At 48.3% G+C, this 17524-nt stretch carries 22 protein-coding genes, 3 tRNA genes and 2 pseudogenes; 13 read left to right on the forward strand and 14 right to left on the reverse strand.

The features are described 5' to 3' along the window. Window positions 1-53: 53 nt before the first annotated feature. Window positions 54-356 (reverse strand): annotated as a pseudogene (locus NX720_RS24895) (transposase domain-containing protein); the annotation flags it as partial. Between the two features lie 634 nt (window positions 357-990). Here NX720_RS24895 and NX720_RS24900 point away from each other — a divergent pair. The 7 genes and pseudogenes from NX720_RS24900 to NX720_RS24930 form a co-directional block, all read left to right on the forward strand. Continuing rightward, a complete protein-coding gene (locus tag NX720_RS24900) occupies window positions 991-1470 on the forward strand; it encodes a hypothetical protein (protein ID WP_262598294.1) in 480 nt (159 codons plus the stop codon). Between the two features lie 18 nt (window positions 1471-1488). Further along, window positions 1489-2067, forward strand: a complete 579-nt coding sequence (locus NX720_RS24905) for a hypothetical protein (protein WP_262601660.1) — start codon at window positions 1489-1491, stop codon at window positions 2065-2067. A gap of 31 nt (window positions 2068-2098) precedes the next feature. After that, complete coding sequence (locus NX720_RS24910; RefSeq protein WP_262598295.1) at window positions 2099-2533, forward strand: DUF2924 domain-containing protein; 435 nt, start codon at window positions 2099-2101, stop codon at window positions 2531-2533. A gap of 1 nt (window position 2534) precedes the next feature. After that, on the forward strand, window positions 2535-3644 hold the full coding sequence (locus NX720_RS24915) for a recombinase family protein (protein WP_262598296.1): 1110 nt from the start codon (window positions 2535-2537) through the stop codon (window positions 3642-3644). Window positions 3645-3686: 42 nt separating this feature from the next. After that, window positions 3687-3869: a hypothetical protein gene (locus NX720_RS24920; RefSeq protein ID WP_262598297.1), complete on the forward strand. Its 183-nt coding sequence runs from the start codon at window positions 3687-3689 to the stop codon at window positions 3867-3869. Next, a complete protein-coding gene (locus tag NX720_RS24925) occupies window positions 3866-4312 on the forward strand; it encodes a hypothetical protein (protein WP_262598298.1) in 447 nt (148 codons plus the stop codon). The genes NX720_RS24920 and NX720_RS24925 overlap by 4 nt, the downstream gene beginning before the upstream one ends. Next, window positions 4312-4488: pseudogene (locus NX720_RS24930) on the forward strand (IS110 family transposase); the annotation flags it as partial. The gene NX720_RS24925 and the pseudogene NX720_RS24930, both read left to right, overlap by 1 nt. Window positions 4489-4514: 26 nt before the next feature. Here NX720_RS24930 and NX720_RS24935 read toward each other — a convergent pair. From NX720_RS24935 to NX720_RS24955, 5 genes are all read right to left on the reverse strand, one after another. Further along, entirely contained in the window at window positions 4515-5507 is a 993-nt protein-coding gene (locus tag NX720_RS24935; RefSeq protein WP_262598299.1) for a hypothetical protein, read from the reverse strand. Between the two features lie 455 nt (window positions 5508-5962). After that, entirely contained in the window at window positions 5963-7618 is a 1656-nt protein-coding gene (tnpC, locus tag NX720_RS24940; RefSeq protein WP_262596420.1) for an IS66 family transposase, read from the reverse strand. Window positions 7619-7969: 351 nt separating this feature from the next. Beyond that, window positions 7970-8060: transfer RNA gene (locus NX720_RS24945), tRNA-Ser, on the reverse strand. A gap of 56 nt (window positions 8061-8116) precedes the next feature. Beyond that, a tRNA-Ser gene (locus NX720_RS24950) sits at window positions 8117-8207 on the reverse strand. A gap of 56 nt (window positions 8208-8263) precedes the next feature. After that, window positions 8264-8354, reverse strand: a tRNA-Ser gene (locus NX720_RS24955). A gap of 214 nt (window positions 8355-8568) precedes the next feature. Here NX720_RS24955 and NX720_RS24960 point away from each other — a divergent pair. The 6 genes from NX720_RS24960 (at window position 8569) to NX720_RS24985 (ending at window position 11788) form a co-directional block, all read left to right on the forward strand. Next, window positions 8569-9240 (forward strand): Bax inhibitor-1/YccA family protein, encoded by a 672-nt coding sequence (locus NX720_RS24960; protein WP_262598301.1) that lies wholly within the window; start codon window positions 8569-8571, stop codon window positions 9238-9240. Between the two features lie 78 nt (window positions 9241-9318). Then, window positions 9319-9711 (forward strand): sulfurtransferase complex subunit TusD, encoded by a 393-nt coding sequence (gene tusD, locus NX720_RS24965; protein WP_262598302.1) that lies wholly within the window; start codon window positions 9319-9321, stop codon window positions 9709-9711. An 8-nt stretch (window positions 9712-9719) separates the two neighbouring features. Next, window positions 9720-10079, forward strand: a complete 360-nt coding sequence (gene tusC, locus NX720_RS24970; RefSeq protein ID WP_262598304.1) for a sulfurtransferase complex subunit TusC — start codon at window positions 9720-9722, stop codon at window positions 10077-10079. Beyond that, window positions 10079-10366: a sulfurtransferase complex subunit TusB gene (gene tusB / locus NX720_RS24975; protein WP_262598305.1), complete on the forward strand. Its 288-nt coding sequence runs from the start codon at window positions 10079-10081 to the stop codon at window positions 10364-10366. The genes tusC and tusB overlap by 1 nt, the downstream gene beginning before the upstream one ends. Before the next feature lie 18 nt (window positions 10367-10384). Next, window positions 10385-10699, forward strand: a complete 315-nt coding sequence (locus tag NX720_RS24980; RefSeq protein WP_262598307.1) for a TusE/DsrC/DsvC family sulfur relay protein — start codon at window positions 10385-10387, stop codon at window positions 10697-10699. A gap of 114 nt (window positions 10700-10813) precedes the next feature. Beyond that, window positions 10814-11788: a YbgA family protein gene (locus tag NX720_RS24985; protein ID WP_262598309.1), complete on the forward strand. Its 975-nt coding sequence runs from the start codon at window positions 10814-10816 to the stop codon at window positions 11786-11788. Window positions 11789-11803: 15 nt separating this feature from the next. Here NX720_RS24985 and NX720_RS24990 read toward each other — a convergent pair whose 3' ends face one another. The 8 genes from NX720_RS24990 to NX720_RS25025 all read right to left on the reverse strand — a co-directional run bounded on the left by NX720_RS24990 (window position 11804) and on the right by NX720_RS25025 (window position 17475). Next, window positions 11804-12340 carry a YaeQ family protein gene (locus tag NX720_RS24990; RefSeq protein WP_262598311.1) on the reverse strand — a complete coding sequence of 179 codons (537 nt, stop codon included), beginning with the start codon at window positions 12338-12340 and terminating at the stop codon, window positions 11804-11806. Between the two features lie 54 nt (window positions 12341-12394). Then, window positions 12395-13012 (reverse strand): DJ-1/PfpI family protein, encoded by a 618-nt coding sequence (locus tag NX720_RS24995; RefSeq protein WP_262598313.1) that lies wholly within the window; start codon window positions 13010-13012, stop codon window positions 12395-12397. A gap of 166 nt (window positions 13013-13178) precedes the next feature. Beyond that, the gene (locus NX720_RS25000; RefSeq protein WP_262598316.1) at window positions 13179-13619 is read right to left on the reverse strand and encodes an ATP-binding protein; all 441 of its coding nucleotides are present in this window, start codon (window positions 13617-13619) and stop codon (window positions 13179-13181) included. 2 nt (window positions 13620-13621) lie between these two features. Then, window positions 13622-13954: an STAS domain-containing protein gene (locus NX720_RS25005; protein ID WP_262598318.1), complete on the reverse strand. Its 333-nt coding sequence runs from the start codon at window positions 13952-13954 to the stop codon at window positions 13622-13624. An 18-nt stretch (window positions 13955-13972) separates the two neighbouring features. Continuing rightward, on the reverse strand, window positions 13973-15166 hold the full coding sequence (locus NX720_RS25010) for a PP2C family protein-serine/threonine phosphatase (RefSeq protein ID WP_262598320.1): 1194 nt from the start codon (window positions 15164-15166) through the stop codon (window positions 13973-13975). Between the two features lie 85 nt (window positions 15167-15251). Beyond that, entirely contained in the window at window positions 15252-16271 is a 1020-nt protein-coding gene (nagZ, locus tag NX720_RS25015; RefSeq protein WP_262598322.1) for a beta-N-acetylhexosaminidase, read from the reverse strand. A gap of 39 nt (window positions 16272-16310) precedes the next feature. Then, window positions 16311-16817, reverse strand: a complete 507-nt coding sequence (locus tag NX720_RS25020) for a L,D-transpeptidase (protein ID WP_318654073.1) — start codon at window positions 16815-16817, stop codon at window positions 16311-16313. Window positions 16818-16848: 31 nt separating this feature from the next. Continuing rightward, window positions 16849-17475 (reverse strand): TetR/AcrR family transcriptional regulator, encoded by a 627-nt coding sequence (locus NX720_RS25025; protein WP_262598324.1) that lies wholly within the window; start codon window positions 17473-17475, stop codon window positions 16849-16851. Between the last annotated feature and the right edge of the window lie 49 nt (window positions 17476-17524).

A 17524-nucleotide genomic window follows, 5' to 3' on the forward strand; every position in this document is an offset into this window, starting at 1 on the left:
CCTGGGCTGACCACCTCAACTAGGAAAGCGTTCAAACAGCGCCCAGACTCCCCCTACTTGTCCAGAGGTGCTTTTAACGGATTTTTCCCAAAACACTCTTTCCAATTCCGGGGAATCAGCTCATTGATTTGGCGGGCGGGGTGGAGGCTGACTCTTTGAAGGACGTCAACCAGGTATTTGTAGGGATCAATATCTTGCAGGCGACAGCTGACCAGCAGGCTCTGGATGATGGCGATATGCTCTGCCCCCGTTTCTGTCCAGCTAAACAGGTAGTTTTTTCTTCCCACCCGGATGCACCGGAGTAATCGCTCAAGATGGTTGGTATCCATTTGAGCATCCGGGTCATCCAGAAACACTCAGGTCGGTTTGTTTCTGTAGCCATGGTGATCTCCAGCACGATGAATGCAGGAGTAGCATGGGCTGTCATGGAGAGTTTGGGTAGACGTCCTTAAATGACCGGTTTCGCAGCAACTAAAGCCTTGTTAGGTGGGTAACCGACAAAGCATAGGACTTTTGGCCTACTGGAGATGAATAGGAATAGACTTGATATGGAAATATTCCATGCCGGTAGGTTACGTTTATTTGTTGATTATCACTCTCATCTGTTACATGAAGTGGATATTCAAGGACTGTATTTTCTAGATTTGTTAAGACCCAATACAATCTACCCGCCGGTGTAACAAACTGCTTTAAGAGAAGCATTTCTGTTCTTGCTTCAGGATCAGATACAAGAAGCTCATTGAGCAGTGTATCAGGGAAACTTGATTTACTTATTAAAATGAAAAAAAGCGGCAGTATTCTTCGTAGTCGCATACTTCACATCTCAAGCAAGCTAGTTAGTAGGCACAGAAGTATGGCACGGAAAATCCACCTAACGCTTAGTAACTTGCCAAGCCAGGATAACCCGTTAGCTCTGTACACGACAAAAAAGTGAGCTGACAAAAATCTGTGCTACAAAACTTGGAGTCAAAACCATCGCTTCAAGCAGTCATGAATTCCATCAGCTCACTCACCCTACAGTTTAAGCTCTATCTCAAGTGGAACAAGTCACACCTTGATGTACTTTCTATTCTCATAGTGGCAATCATCAAGCGTCGTACAGTCAACTGGACAGAGCTTGCAACGACCTTCCCAGGTATGGCTCAGACGTCCTCCTGCTATCGTCGAATTCAGCGATTTTTCAAAGACGTTGCATTTGATGAAGAAACGTTTGCACAGCTTATTGCTCGGCTGTTTTCACCAGAAGGTGCCTGGATGCTCAGCATGGATCGCACGAACTGGATGTTTGGAGCATTTAAAATCAACATCCTGTACCTTGCCATCAATTACAAAAACATGGCTATCCCTATACTCTGGACACTGTTACCCAAAAAGGGTTGTTCAAACACTCAGGAGCGAATAGAACTGCTGGAGCGATTTATGAAAATATTTCCGGAGCAGCCCATACAGCGGTTGCTGGCAGACAGGTAATTCAAAGGGAGCCGATGGATAAAATACCTGATTTCCCATAACTGGCCTTTCTGTATCCGTATACCGGTAAACACGCTTGTTCCCAATAAACATCAGAACCGGGAACTTCCGGTTCGCAGAATATTTTCATTGGGTATTGGTGAAAGTATGGCGATACAAAAGCCCCGCAAAGTCTGGGGTCAGATGGTTTATCTTTCTGGTTCCAGAAAGGGAGAAGAGTTGATGGCTGTCATTTGCAACGCGAACCCTTCAGCAGCCATTGCCGACTATTTGCAAAGATGGCAGATCGAAACCATGTTTCAGGCTCTGAAGGGTTGCGGCTTCAACATGGAAGAAACGCACCTGAGAGACAGAGATAAGCTATCAAAACTGTTGTCGGTGCTGGCTCTGGCGTTTTGTTGGAGTTACAAAACAGGCGAATATGTCAATGAAGAACACCCCGTCAGGATCAAAACACACGGAAGAAAAGCACAGACCCTTTTCCGGGCAGGCTTGGATCACCTCCAGCGAATCTTTGATCATATCGAGACATGGGTTGATGAGTTTATAAAGATATTATCGCTCTTCTTCAGGCCTTGGCTGAGTAAGGCTTCATGAAAAATGTCGTGTACAGAGCAGGAGAGTATCAATGACACAGAGTCGCTCATTGGCTGCCAGGGTTGCGGCCTTAAAGTCCATGGATAAAACCGCTTTACAAAACTACTGGGTAGAAGTGTTCGGAGTGAAAGCACCCCACCTTCACATCCGTATTTTGCGGCAACGATTAATTTGGCGGATACAGGAGCTGGAGTTAGGCGGGCTGTCCGATAAGGCAAAAATGCAGCTGGAACAGTTAAAACATCATGCGGGGAAGCACGGCAAGATAAAAAACAGTCGCATCGTTCGCCCCCCGGCAGGGACTCGTATCCAGCGTGAATACGATGGGGAATGTCATGAAGTGCTGGTGCTTAAGGAAGGTTTCGAATATCGGGGGCAGGTTTACCGGAGTCTCAGCAAGATTGCCCGCTTAATCACCGGCAGTCACTGGTCAGGGCCTTTGTTCTTTAACCTGCGGGGGCAATGATATGGCCAGGGAATCAACTCCGGTGCAACGATGTGCAATTTACACCCGCAAGTCTTCCCGGGAAGGTCTGGAGCAAGAATTCAACTCCCTGCATGCACAGCGGGAAGCCGCCATGGCGTATATCCATTCCCAGCAGCATGAGGGATGGTTGCCGGTGGATGACCATTATGATGATGGCGGTTGCTCTGGTGGCAACATGGATCGCCCGGGGTTGCAACGATTAATGAAGGACATCGAAAGCAACAAAGTGGATACGGTGGTGGTCTACAAAATTGACCGCCTGACCCGCTCGCTGACCGACTTCGCCAGACTGGTCGAATTCTTCGACAGCCACCAGGTAAGCTTTGTAGCCGTTACGCAACAGTTCAATACCACCAGCAGCATGGGCCGGTTGACCCTGAATATCCTGTTGTCCTTTGCTCAGTTTGAAAGGGAAATGACAGGGGAACGAATCCGTGACAAGGTGGCCATGTCGAAACAGAAAGGCAAATGGATGGGCGATGTACCGCCTCTTGGCTACCTCGCCCACCAGCAAAAACTCAAAGTCCATCCTGATGAAACAGCCATCGTAGAAAAAGCCTTTTCCTATTTTCTGGAAACCGGCAGTGCCCTGAAAACCATCCATCGGCTCAACGATGAAGGCCATCGCACACGCATCATGAACAATCGGGATGGGCAGCAAAGAGGCGGGCAAAAATTTACGACCACCTATCTCTACAAGCTTTTACACAACCGAACCTACCTTGGTGAAACCGGGCACAAGGGCCAATGGTTCCTGGGCGAACACCCCGCCATTATTTCTAACCACTTATGGCAGAAAGTATATACAGCATTAAGCCAGGGAGCGGCTCAACGTCGACGTGAGCAAGAATGGAAAAATGGTGCCGCCATGTTGAAAGGGGTGCTGCAAGATGAGCAAGGTATAGCACTCGTTGCCACCCACACCCGCAAGCGGGGCAAACTGCACCGATACTACGTTAGCAATAAAGCGATCAAGGAAGGCTACAGCCAACTAACCATCCCTCCAATACCGGCAGAAACGATTGAGACTATTGTCACTGAAACGCTACAGGAGCTGATCATCACTCCGGAAATACGCTATCAAACTTAGCAGCTGATTCAGGATTCAGATACAGCCATCGACGAGCAACAAGTGACATCAGGACTGGCCAGTTTAGGAGAAATATGGCCTGAGCTGTTTCCTGAAGAACAGGCGCGATTGATCCGGCTAATGGTTGAACGAATTGTAGTCACAGAACAATCGTTGGAAATGGAATTACACAGTGAAGGCGTTCTTGAGGCGGCTATGGAATTAAGCCAGGAGGGTAACCGATGACATTGAAAAGTAATGGCCAGCGGAAACTGAGTTATGACTCTGAAAAGCGGCTACTGAAAGTCGTTTTACCCATTCGCTTCTCTCGACGGGGTGGGCGAACACACATCCTGACGCCAGATGGCCAGCCACTGGTGGCCCCCTCGAAAGCAGCACCGCCATCACCCTTGCGTGAACTATTGGTGCGCTCGCATCAATGGCATGAATGGCTGGATAAGGGCAAATTTCGAACGGTAAAGGAAATAGCAGAAAAGGAAGGGATCAAAAACAAAAACTACCCGTATTTCATCATGTCCCTGTATTCACTGGCACCGGGAATACAGGAGATTATTTTGACGGGGAAAGGTTCAGACCGGTTGCGCTCAGTCAAAGACATTAGACAAGTGGAATTGCCTGACGAGTGGGAGCTGCAGGAGGCTGTTCTTTTTCGGGCTTTGGGGGAGTGATGGTAATGATGCCTGCAATCCAGTGTAATTGTGTTTTTGAATCGACCTGTGAGCGATTATTGAGTAGCGGTAAAGCAAAGAAAACAGCCCTCATTGCCTGTGTAAGAAAGATGGTTGTTATTATGAACTCCATGGTGAGAGACGGGGTTCATTGGAACCCCAAAAAAGCTGTTTAATGAGTAGTTGATACCATAGTCACTTGTTAGTTGTTGGTGTCGAGAGCAAAACCTGTCTCACTAATACCCATTTTCATAAGAAGCTCTTTCAGCTCATTAGCAAATATGATTTTCACAGAGTCATCTAAGCTTGCGATCTCTGCATTTTTTTCCTTCTCACACTTAGTAACGATCACATACTTGTCAATTAGAACTAAGCCTTCATTTTTCCAATATTGATCTGCCTTCGATATTTGCTTAACAGCATATCCGGACATATACCCAGAATAGTCTTTAACCTGTATAGCTATTGCATACTGGTAATCTGACAATCCCGGAAACTTAATTATAATGTCTGTACCATGTTGTTTTTCCAAGATACCACCAGTTCGTTCAACTACTATTGGCGATGGATAAATCTTTTTTAAACCTTCAACTAGAGCATACTCCCATTCTTCATTTGATAGGTTCTCATTTAAACGATTGTATAAATCATTTGAAAATTTTTCTGCGTCAAAACTAAGGTTTAGACTGTCGTATAGTATATTATAAAACCTGTCCGTAAAACTAATTTTACTTCTCAATTCTTTGTCTTCTTTCTGAATTAACCGCTCAATAGCATCTGCGCAATGACCTAAGTTCCAAAATCTCGATACATTCTTTAGCGTCGAACGAATGTCGCCAGATACAGATTCATTTTTTCTGACAAATTGCTTAATTAACTTCGCAGGAAAGATATGGCCATAATCACCAAGGTCAGAGTCAATTTCAAACCTGTAGCCTGTATTAAAGTCTTCTGTTGCTTCAACAACAGCGACTTCATTAAAAGTCGGTAAACGAGGAATTAGTAATATGTCACCTTTTTTCACTTTGTTGAAAATCGGTAGGTTACGCTTTGCACCACTATCCATAATCAAGGTAGTCAGGCATTGTTTTTCATCCCATCCCCAGCCTTGACGCAAGCGGCCTTGCTCCAATTCCGAGCGGAAAAAGTTAATTTTATTTTTGTTTATTCGATAGCCCCAATAATTCCTAGCCATTTTCTTCCCTCAAAAATTATTTAATCGGGATAGGGCAGAACCTCACGACTCTGCTCCTCCCACACCACGAGCCGTACGGATCACGTATCATCGCGGTTCAAATCTACTTTATATTCATCTTGCTGCCAGTTCGGGCAGTCCCAGATTCCTGAAATATCTATTTGGCAATGCTTTTGAGAGCAGGACTGCTACTCAAACGCCAAAATCCATGAGCAGACTTTGCCGTGTTCCATGCCAGAAAGCAACCCGCAAAATAAAACACCAATTGTCGTTTATGACAGTGATGGACTGAATTGACCAAGGTCACAAAAAGCCCCCTTTTTATTGCAATCGCCCACCCTACCCACCGGCAGGCGGTGTATATATAAAAACACACATACCCAATGTCGGTAAGCATTCGGTAAACCCATAACACCCCTCTCCTGTGTACGATTCCAGGAAGCACTTGTCTGATTTTAGGAAAGGGGTGTTACTAAGCCATTTTCACAAGGCGGGCTGTGATTCCTAAGCTCCTTAAGGCGTGCATCCGTCATTAGCCAAGGCAGCCATTGAGACAAATCATCAGGTGCTACACGACCATTGTCTGCACAGGTTTGCAGGTACTTTGTCATCCATGCCCAGGGATTTATACCCCAAAGATTCAGCGTCATAAACACTGAAAACAGCCAGGCCATTAACTCTCCGCTCCAGTCACTGCCTGCACCGTAATAATTCTTGCGCCCGACAATGGGGTTTCTCAGGGATCGCTCAGCAGCATTGTTATCCATAGGGACTTCTGGGTAGTCCGCAAACAGAGTTAGCCCTTCCCAGTGATTCTTCAGGCTGGTAAGGACTTTTTGACAACGTTCCTTAAGCTTTGGACGCTCCAGCTCTTTATCCCGCCACTCTTTTAACTGGCCGAGATATTCTTTGAGAACTTTGTCGTATTTGAAAAACTGTTCAGGTTGCCTCTGATGTTCCAGACGCTGGTCATTTAAATGGTAAAGCTTGCCAATACGGTTTACCCAAGTGGCACTCCACTTTTCCAGTTCATCATTGCCTTTCTGGGCATTGATAAAATCTCTGCGCACATGGCTCCAGCAGAAAGCTAAAAACATATCTGGATTTTCATTGGCGAGACTTTTATAGGCGCAGTAACGATCACAAACCAGAATACCATTGCTTTTACCCAGAAGCTCTTTGGGAACCCGGGCTGAACGGTTGTCGTCCACGCTGTAATAGACGGCTTCCTGCACCATAAACACCCATAACCAGTGTTTTTTGGCACCCTGGTCATCAGACCATACCATCCAGCGAGTTTCATCGGCATGCCACTGCTGACCCGCTATAACGCGCTCCCTGATAGACTCTACTATGGGCTCAAACAGCGGTTTAATGGTTTGTAGCCCGCCTGTCACGGTGCCCTGAGAGAGATCAAGTCCACGCATCCGAAAATCTTGCAGCTGTCGGTTAATGGGAATGCCGAAAGCGTATTTGTGCAGCAGGATTTCGACCCATACAGAGACGCCCAGTTTGCCTTTACGAATGAGTTTCGCCGGTTCAGGCGCTGTAATAATCCCCGGGGTTTGTGAACACTGACAGGTTTTCTGGTAGCGATGTCGGCGGTAACGACGGACATGAGCCTGAACTTCTACTTCGATAACATCGCTATCTTCCGTGCCGGGGAATGGACTAAAAGGAAGACCACAATGAGTGCAATGTTGCTCATCATCAGGTATCACGAGGTCTTCAGGAATCACGGGCAAGGTAGTGACGTTCTTTCGACCATGTCCTTTTGAGCCTTTTTGCTGTCCTTTCTTGCGGTCAGATTTCTGCCCGGAGCCCGAACCTTCTTGCTGATTGCCTGATTTTTTTGATGTCTTTTCTGTAGAGCGTCCGAACACCAAATGCTGCATTTGCGCTAATTGGTTTTTTAGTTGGTCAATTTGCACCTGAAAAGCACTGATTTCTTCTTGATGTTTGACCTTAATCTGTGCAATTTGGGCAAGCGCCTCCCGCTCCCGTTGACGGGCGCGCAGCCATTGGCTGTGCCACTGATTCGCTTGCGCTTTGAGCTCTATGTACTCCATTTTGCTTAGCGTTACTCGCGCATAAGCAAAAGGTGTTTTCACGATATCAGCTTCAGTGGTAGTGGAAAGAACTGAAGAAAGCATTCAGGAAATATAGTTGAACATGGTCAAATAGTCATGCTTCAGATGGGTTCACCGAATGCTTACCAATGTCGTTTATATACCCACCTAACCAACTGATTTTATTGAACAAACAAAACGCCCCCAAAAAACGCAAAAGTGGGCCTTTTTTCAGAGAAGAGAAAGCACAAACGGGGAATATAGAGGCACTGTCGGAGTCTGTCTGAATTAGTCAAAAAATGACATACGGACTAATTCTGACCTAAGTTGCTGAATTTCAGGGATATATTACGAAAAAAGCCCCGTGAGAACACGAGGCTTTAATCTTAAATATGGCGGAGGGACAGGGATTCGAACCCTGGGTAGGCTATTAACCTACGCCGGTTTTCAAGACCGGTACTTTCAACCACTCAGTCATCCCTCCGCAGGGAATAACGCTGTTGAAATCAACAACATTACTGAGACTTTAGATAAGTTAAGTGGCGGAGGGACAGGGATTCGAACCCTGGGTGGGCTATTAACCCACGCTGGTTTTCAAGACCAGTGCTTTCAACCGCTCAGCCATCCCTCCGCAGAGAACAATACTGTAAAGGAAACCGTATTGTTTTGCATGCTGCTTGTAAAATATGGCGGAGGGACAGGGATTCGAACCCTGGGTAGGCTATTAACCTACGCCGGTTTTCAAGACCGGTGCTTTCAACCGCTCAGCCATCCCTCCGCAGCAACGAAGGCAATATTACCTTAAATCCTTTTGCTGTCAAACCTTTGATATCAAAGAATATATTAACGCCCAGACTGGAAAGGAATAATTGCAGGCCGATGAATGATGATTAACCGGTCACAAGTTTACAAAACATCACAGTTTCAAAGCTATAGCACCGGTCTCAGGCTTTGGTATACTCCTTTATATCCCCAATCCGGAGAATAATGATATGGAACGCAAGCCAGTTACCCTCGCCTCAGCCGTCGCCCAGCCGGGTACGGGTATCGAAATCAATAAAGTCCTTCGTAATACTTATATGTTGCTGGGCATGACGCTGCTGTTCAGCGCCGTCACAGCCACTGTCGCCATGGCCATGAATATTGGCCACATGACCTCCCTGGTGTTAACGCTGGTTGGCTTTGGACTGCTGTTCGTGGTTAATAAAACCGCAGAATCTTCCAAGGGTATCGTCGCCATTTTCGCTTTCACTGGCGTTATGGGGGCTGCCCTTGGCCCACTTCTCAACTTCTACCTGGCCCTGAGTAATGGCTCTTCACTGGTTATGCAGGCTCTGGGTGGCACAGCCATTGTTTTCTTTTCGCTGTCGGCTTATGTACTGACAACCCGTAAAGATTTCTCTTTCATGGGTGGCTTCCTGATGGTTGGCCTGGTGGTTGCCCTGGTAGCCAGCATCGCCATGATGTTCTTCAGCATTCCCGGTGGCCAACTGGCGTTGTCTGCCGGTATTGTCGTGCTGATGTCAGGTCTTATTCTGTTTGATACCAGCCGTATCATTCATGGTGGTGAAACCAACTATATTCGGGCAACGGTTTCCCTGTACCTGAATATCTATAATCTGTTCACCGCCCTGTTGCACCTGCTGGGTGTTGCAGACGACTGATCGGATTTTTAAGTTATTCCGCTGGCCCTGTCTACGACAGGGCTTTTTTTATGCACAAAGTTCTTCAGGAACTCTACTATGAAATACGCTCTGGCAATATACGGAGCCCCAGCCACGAGCCAGGCCGGACACACCGCCTTGCAGTTTGCCAAAGCTGCGATCGCCAAAGGGCATTCCATTCATCGACTGTTCTTTTATCAGGATGGTGTTCACACGGCAACAACACTGGCCTCTCCGCCACAGGATGAGCAGCATCTACCGGCGGAATGGGAAACCTTTATTCAGGAGAACCAGCTCGACAGTGTTGTTTGTATAGCAGCCGCCCTGCGCAGAGGCATTATTGATGCCAGCGAAGCCGAGCGCTATGAGCGCCCTGCTCACAACTTGTCTGATGTCCACCAGTTGTCCGGCCTTGGTCAGTTAATTGATGCAGGTCTGGAAGCCGACCGTTTTGTAACCTTTGGCAGTTAAGGTGAACCATGAATCCATCTGTTTGCATTATCTCTACCCGCACGCCATACCATGGGCAAAATGCCCGTGAAGCCCTGGACTCAGCACTGGTATCAGCCTCTTACGATCTCGATACTTCCCTGCTGCTTATGGGTGATGGTGTCTATCAGCTGCTCGATAACCAGTTACCTGAGCAGCTATCCCGAAAGAGTCTGACAGCAATGCTGAAAGCCTTGCCCATGTACGGTATAGAAACCATCTTTGTTGACGCTGAGTCGTTACAGGAACGCAACCTGACGGAAGACCAGCTGGTTGAGGGTTTTACCTTACTGGAAGAAGGTGCGCTGGCGCCTTTTATCGCCCAACATGACAAGGTGTTAAATTTCTGATGTCTACCCTGCATACTGTTAACAAAACCGGTCAGGCCCTGGAGTTATGCCTGCGCTCTTTATTATTAGACGATGCCATTCTGCTGATTGAAGATGCGGTATACGCGCTGTTCGAAGCCAGTGATGTTCTGGAAGAGGTAATTCTGGATATTCCGGTCTACGTTCTGGAAGCCGATATTCTGGCCAGGGGAATCACTAACCGCAACGACCTGAACATTACTGCGGTAGACTATGACGGATTTGTTGAACTGACTGAAGCTCACGATAAAGTCCTGAGCTGGCACTAACCCTGAAACTTTTCGCGAATGACTGACCTGATTCTTGATAAAGACGGCTATCTGGCCGACCTTACCCACTGGAACGAAACCGTTGCCCGGCAGCTGGCAGCCAACCACAATATTACTCTGACGGATGAACACTGGCAGATTATCCACCTGCTGCGCCAGTTCTATGCCGAATTCCAGCACGCCCCCAGCCAGCGTCCCTTTGTAAAATACATTGCTACGCACCTTGGTAAAGAAAAAGGAAACAGCCTTTACCTGATGCAGCTGTTTCCTGAAAGCCCCGCAAAACTGGCTGCCTTGATTGCTGGCCTGCCACGACCTACCAACTGTTTCTAAAGCGAGTGCGTCTGCCTGCAGGCGCACAATCAATATTCATTTCCCTGTTTATTTCTCAATACCTCCAGGGTCGAGTAGACTGAAAAGTGATGTTTGACACTGGAGGAACCCTTGATGGCTATCGTCTCACTCCCGGAATATAAAAAAGAGATAAGTCTTGGCATCAGCGCCTGTCTGATGGGAGAAAAAGTCCGTTACAACGGCGACCATAAAAAATCATCCTACTGCACCAAACTTTTGTCTCAGTATTTTAATTTTGTAACCGTATGTCCGGAAGTCGGCATTGGCCTGTCTATTCCCAGAAAGCCCATCCGTCTGGTCGGTGATATGCACCAGTATCGCGTCAAGGGCACCGACGATCCCACCTTAGACGTTACAGATCAGCTCTATGACTATGGCAAACAGAAAGCGGCTGAGCTTGATGGCATCAGCGGCTACATTCTTATGCAGAAATCACCTAGTTGCGGTATGGAGCGGGTTAAGGTCTACCACGAGAACGGTTCCCCGCTGGGCAGAAGTGAGCCGGGAATGTATGCAAGAGCGCTGATGGAAGCCAGGCCTTTACTGCCCGTAGAAGAGGAAGGTCGCTTACACGACCCGGTTTTACGGGAAAACTTTATCAACCGTGTAGTGGCTTATCACCACTGGCATGAGGATGTCCTGACAGGCCTGACTTATAAGAAGATCGGTGATTTTCACGCTCGCTACAAATACCAGTTAATGGCTCATGACCAGCAGGCCTATTCGGATCTGGGTCATCTGGTCGCGAAAGGTAAAAATATTCCTCTTGAGAAAATGGCTGAAGGCTATTTCGAACAGTTCATGACGTTGATGAAAAAGAAGGCGAACCGAAAGTCCCATACCAATGTGCTTCTGCACATTCTCGGCTATCTGAAGAAATCCATCAGCAGTGCTGACAAACAGCAACTGCTGAAACAGATCGAAAACTACCGAATTGGCACGATCCCGCTGATTGTGCCATTAACCGTGTTAAAACACTTTGTCGAGGTCCACGGCAGCGAGTATATACAGAATCAGTACTATCTGGAGCCGCATCCCGAGGCCATGGGGCTGCGCAATAACCTTTAATCAGGCTAAAGGCAGCTACAGGCGCTGCTCAAGCACCAGGTCAAGACTGCGTTCACCGTCACTTAACAGAACATGCCCTTCCTGAATGGTCATATTCAGCCGCATGGATCGCTGGGAGAACTCTGCCAGCTGCTGAGTCTGCTCCTGACTCAGGTTGAAAATACGCAAATTTTCAAACCGGCTGAACTTACCGCTGTTAACCTGCCACCACATGTCACTGGTGTTGCCACCGTAGTTATAGAGCACCACGTTCCGGGCCCGGCCACAGGCTTTGCGAAGACGCTTTTCATCGGGTTGCCCAAGGTCAATCCAGAGTTCAATCTCTTCGCTGTAGTTTTTTAACCAGATATCAGGCTCGTCCTCGCTGCTGAGCCCTTTAGTAAACGACAGATGTTCATCAGCCTGCAGGGCAAAAGCCAGCAGGCGAACCATCATACGTTCATCGGTCTCGGAAGGGTGACGGGCGATGGTCAGGTTGTGTGTCTGATAATAGTGGCGGTCAAGGTCAGCAATTTGCAGTTCCGCTTTGAAGATAGTGGCTTTCAATGCCATAAATTACAGCTCGGTAAAGTAAATAGTGGTTGAGTCATACCTTACAGGCATCACTCAGATTAAGCCATGGACAGCGGCAAAAGGGTCATGCCCGGCATCTCGGTGCCATTCATATTCCGCCCATTGTGCCGTTTTCTCTGCCTCGGCTTCTCCCAACAGTCTGCTGATAATAGCCAGAGACATGTCCATACCGGCAGAAACACCCGACGAGGTGAAGAACTTGCCGTCTTCAACCCAGCGTGCCTGTTTAACCCAGTCAACCTTCTGCCCCTGTGCGGTAGCCCATTCATAGGCCATTTTGTTGGTGGTCGCCTGTACTCCATCCAGCACACCAGCCTTTGCCAGCAGGGCGCTGCCGGTGCAGACTGAAGTCACCAGTTCAGCTTGTTGAGATTGAGTGGCAATCCAGTCCAGTAGTCGGGTATTGTTGACCTCACGGCGAGTACCGGTTCCACCGGGTACAAACAGGATGTCGTATTGATGACCGTCACCTGTCTTATGATCTACAACCGATTTCGGTCCTTGTCGACTGGCGACAGCCCCTGCTTTTTCCGCTACCAGAAAAATATCGAACGCTTCCGCGGACATTCCATACATTTCCAGTGGACCAAATACATCCAGTACTTCAAAGTCATCGAACAGAAGTACACCGACAGATCGTTTAGAACTCATACCTTTCCCAAAGCAATGGCGCCAGCCAGCACAATAATAAAAAGGGCATTCTACTGATTCGTAATGCCCTTTTACAACGTCTGCTGACGTTTAAATCTTAATGCACTATCACTTCAGCGGGGCTATCGGCGTTTTCATTACTATGACGCAGTGCAACGGGGAGCGGTTAGTACCTGAGGGCTTTACTCATAATAAAGCTGTTTTTGCCCTCATCGGTCTCATAGGAAACATCATCCATAAGCTTGTTAACGATATGCAGTCCCCGGCCGCTGCACAGCCAGGCTTCAGGGTGATCCGGGTTAATCTCTTCAGGTTCCTGACTATCGATAACATCACTGGGAATAGAAGACCCCCAATCACTGACCGATATGTTCATACTGTTTTTGTCTAACCCTATGCAAATCTCCACAGGATGCCCTGCCTCATTGCCGTAGGCGTGTTCAATGGCATTATTGACAATCTCGACCAGACACAACTCCAGCCGGTTAATTTCTACCGGTGACAGCGTCGTCATAGCACACACGCCTCTTACAGCCATTGCCACCAGAGTCGTATTAGAAAGCTGGCTATCGATCTGTAATCTCAGTAACTGGTTGGAATCCGTCATACTCAGTCCCCCTGGACAGCATCCGCAACACTATCATGCAATGAGAACAGTTTATCCATAGACGTCAGATCGAACAGGTCTTTAACCGCAGGCTGGGCTGAAGCCAGAGAGAATAAGCCTGAACCGGACGTTTTCTTCAGTCCGGCAACAAGAGCACCAAGACCACTACTGTCCATGAAACGAATCTGGGACAGGTCTACCACTATCTTGTTCTTCCCCGAATCAATCTGGTCAAACAGGAACACTTTGAATGACTCTGCAATCGAAGCATCCAACCGGCTCTCATCCACCAGGACCACTGTATAAGTACCCTCTTCCCGTGTTTCAAATGCCATGGTTCCCTCCCAGGCTATTCAAGGTTTCCATTCCAAAATCAGGAAAGTGACATCATCTTCAAAGGATTCGCCATGATTCCAGTTCCTGACCTGCTGCTCAATCCGATCAACCGTTTGTTCCAGACTATCAGAAAAACTATCCTTCAGACACGCCAACAGGCGATCCTGCCCAAACTGTTCGCCACTGTCATTTTCACACTCCGTTATGCCATCGGAATAAAGGAACAGACGGTCACCGGGATGCAACTGAATACTGGTGGATTCATAATCCATATCCGGCATCATGCCAATTGGCACCCCGCCGCCCGCGACCGCTTCAACTCTGGATTGTGAAGCCTGCAACCATAATGGCGGCGGATGCCCGGCCTGTGCTATCTGTACCTGCCCCGTACGGCTGTTAAGCAGTCCATAGGCAATGGTGAAATAGAGCATTGATTCCGGGGAAGCCTGAAAACGCTGGTTCAAACTGCTCAAAACCCGCTCTACCGGACGCACCTGATAGAACGGCGACTTATCCATAAAGTCCTTAACAATGGCACCCCGGTCTGAGGTCTCAGACATAATATTGTTCAGGGTAAAGCTGAACAGCGCAGAGGGTATGCCATGCCCAGCCACATCAAGCTGATAAAAACTGACATGCTCACCATCCAGCGCCTGATAACCAAACATATCCCCGCCCAGAATACGACTGGGCTGAAAGAACCAGTCAAAGCTGACGTGCTGAATAGTGGCGGGCTGACAAAGAAGCCCCGCCTGAGTAGCGGCAGCCGACTCAAGGTCTTTTTCAATGATTTCAATAGCCCTGGAAATCTGGCGGTTCCGCTCTTCCAGAGTACTTTCCAGCTGAATAATCCGTATACCGGCATTAAGACGGGCATCCAGCTCTTCGAAATTAACAGGCTTGGTGAGAAAATCATCCGCCCCACAGTTCATGCCTTCGACAACCGCTTCCCGCTCCGTTTTGCCCGTTAGCAGAATAAAGTAGGTGTAATGTTCAATCTCACTGCTGCGAATCGCTTTCAACAGGTCAATGCCATCCATTTCCGGCATCATCCAGTCACTGATCACAATCCTGACGGTTTTATCCTGCTGCAATATCGCCAGAGCTTCTTTACCATCAGCCGCTTCGAGTACCTGGTGACCTTTCTTGCGCAAAACCACCGACAGCATCAAACGCTGGTCTTTGGCATCTTCGACAATAAGAATATTCATGCCTGAGCTATCGGCATGAACGGTTGGGACTGAAATCCCGAGATGAAACAGGCCGATACCGGGAAAGTATCAGCCTGATAAGCTGTCAGCCAAAACGCTGATGTAGATAATCAATGCGATCCTTGCAGGAAAGATACCGCTCCGAAGTCGTCAATTCCTCATAGTCCACAACGGCAGAGGCCTTAAGCGTTGAAATATCGAACCGAAGGCGATTCAACCGTTCCAACTCGGGCAACACTTCCATCGCACCAATACGACTACTGAGAATAAGCAGGTCACAACCGGCTGTGAGCGCCTTTTCAGCACGATCCCGGAAGCCTCCGGCAGAGGCTGCCCCTTCCATGGTCAGACAATCACTGATAACAACGCCCGTAAAGCCCAGCTGATCTCTCAGAATGTCCTGCAACCAGCGACGGGAAAAACCAGCGGGCTGATCGTCGACTTCAGAAAATACAATATGAGCAGGCATCACCGCATCAGCCCCCTGCCCTATGATGTCCCTGAAAGGCTGCATATCAGTGGCAGCAATCTCATCGAAAGAACGATGATCTTCAGGCAATACCAGGTGAGAATCCCCGGAAACATTGCCATGCCCGGGGAAATGCTTTAACACACAGGCCATTCCAGCTTCACGAACCCCTTCAATCCAGGCAGTGGCTAGCTGAACCACCTGTTCAGGCTCTGAACCAAATGCCCGATCCCCGACAATATCGGTTTTACCCAGGTCAAGATCCAGCACAGGTGCAAGGCTCAGATCAATATCCATAGCCAGCAGTTCCGACGCCATCAGCCAGCCGGTATCTCTGGCCAGCCCCAAAGCGCCCTGTGGGTCTCTTTGATAGTAACGGGATAGTTGCCCGGCTGCCGGTAACCGCACAAACCCTTCCTTGAACCGCTGCACCCGACCCCCTTCATGATCCACCATAAGGATCAGGTCGGAGCGCACCTGTCGTATATCCTGAACCAGAGCCTGCAGCTGATCACGACTGGAATAGTTTCTTGTAAACAACAGTACTCCGGCAATACCGGTATGTGCCAGAAAGTCCCGGTCGGCACTGGTCAGTTCAGTTCCCGGCAGATCAACGATCAAAACACCTTGCTTCATTGATAGCCCCCCAGTAGAAAGCGCCATAGAAAGTTCACATTAATCCTCAAGAATATCGATGGTCGTACCTGCGGGAATACGGTCATACAGATCGATAATGTCCGCCCCATGCATTCTTATACAACCCCTGGAACCAGGCTTACCCATCTCGGCAGTATCTGGTGAACCGTGAATATAGATATAGCGTCGCATGGTATCGACATTCCCCAGACGATTAAAACCCGGTTCGAGACCACTTAACCACATAATACGGGACAGTATCCAGTCTTTGCGACCCGGATACTTTGCCTTTAACGCCTCAGAATACACTTCCCCGGTAAAACGACGACTTTCAAATACCGCATGCTCTGGCAGCCCTCCCCCGATTTTTGCGCGGATAAGATGCCGCCCCAGTGGCGTTTGCCAGCTACCTTCCTGCTGACCTGTCCCGTTGCTGGCTGTAGACACCGGGTAAACAATCCGCTGACCGTCATCCTGACTCAGTATCAGTTCCTGACGGGGAATATGAACCGTAATATGCACAATCATTAAGCCTTTTGTTAACACTAACCGGTTATCGGCATAACCGGACTATCAATCAGGTATGCGCTCGCAGACCTGCCGCCATAAACGGTACCATGCGACGGAGGATCATCACCATAGAATCCTCGATCGCGTAATCACGTTTGGCAATGGCCTGCAGAGTTTCGACACCGGACATGGTAAAAACAGCAGAGCCCAGAATAAAGTAAGTGCGCCAGAACATATCGGCAGGCGGTAATGTCGGGCAGGCGCTTTTCAGTAACAGATAGTATCGGTGAAAAGCGTTGCCATAAGCTTCAGTCAGATAGTGTTTCAGGTGCCCCTGATTCTGACTGTAAGCAAGCCCCAGCAGCTTCATAAAGGTTGACAGGCCATGATCATGCCGTGGCTGAACCTCTATGATCTGGTCAACCAGCAGGTTAAGTACAACTTCCAGCTCAGGTGGCTCATCGTCATCCAGAGCATCCAGACTATCCTGCAGGTTTGCAGCAAACGGATCCAGATAGCGGGCAAACACGGCCTGAATCAGGGCCTTCTTTGAACCAAAGTGATAATTGACTGCTGCAAGGTTAACTTCCGCCCGGCTCGTAATCGATCTTAGCGACGTTTCCGCAAAGCCATATTCAGCGAAGAGTGCTTCCGCTGCATCAAGAATTTTTGTAACTGTATCTCCCTGTCCCATGCCTGTACTCTCCGAGTTTCAAACAGCTGTTTAATACTTTCGTTTCAAA

This window comes from Endozoicomonas euniceicola, from assembly GCF_025562755.1.
Taxonomy (GTDB): Bacteria; Pseudomonadota; Gammaproteobacteria; order Pseudomonadales; family Endozoicomonadaceae; genus Endozoicomonas_A; species Endozoicomonas_A euniceicola.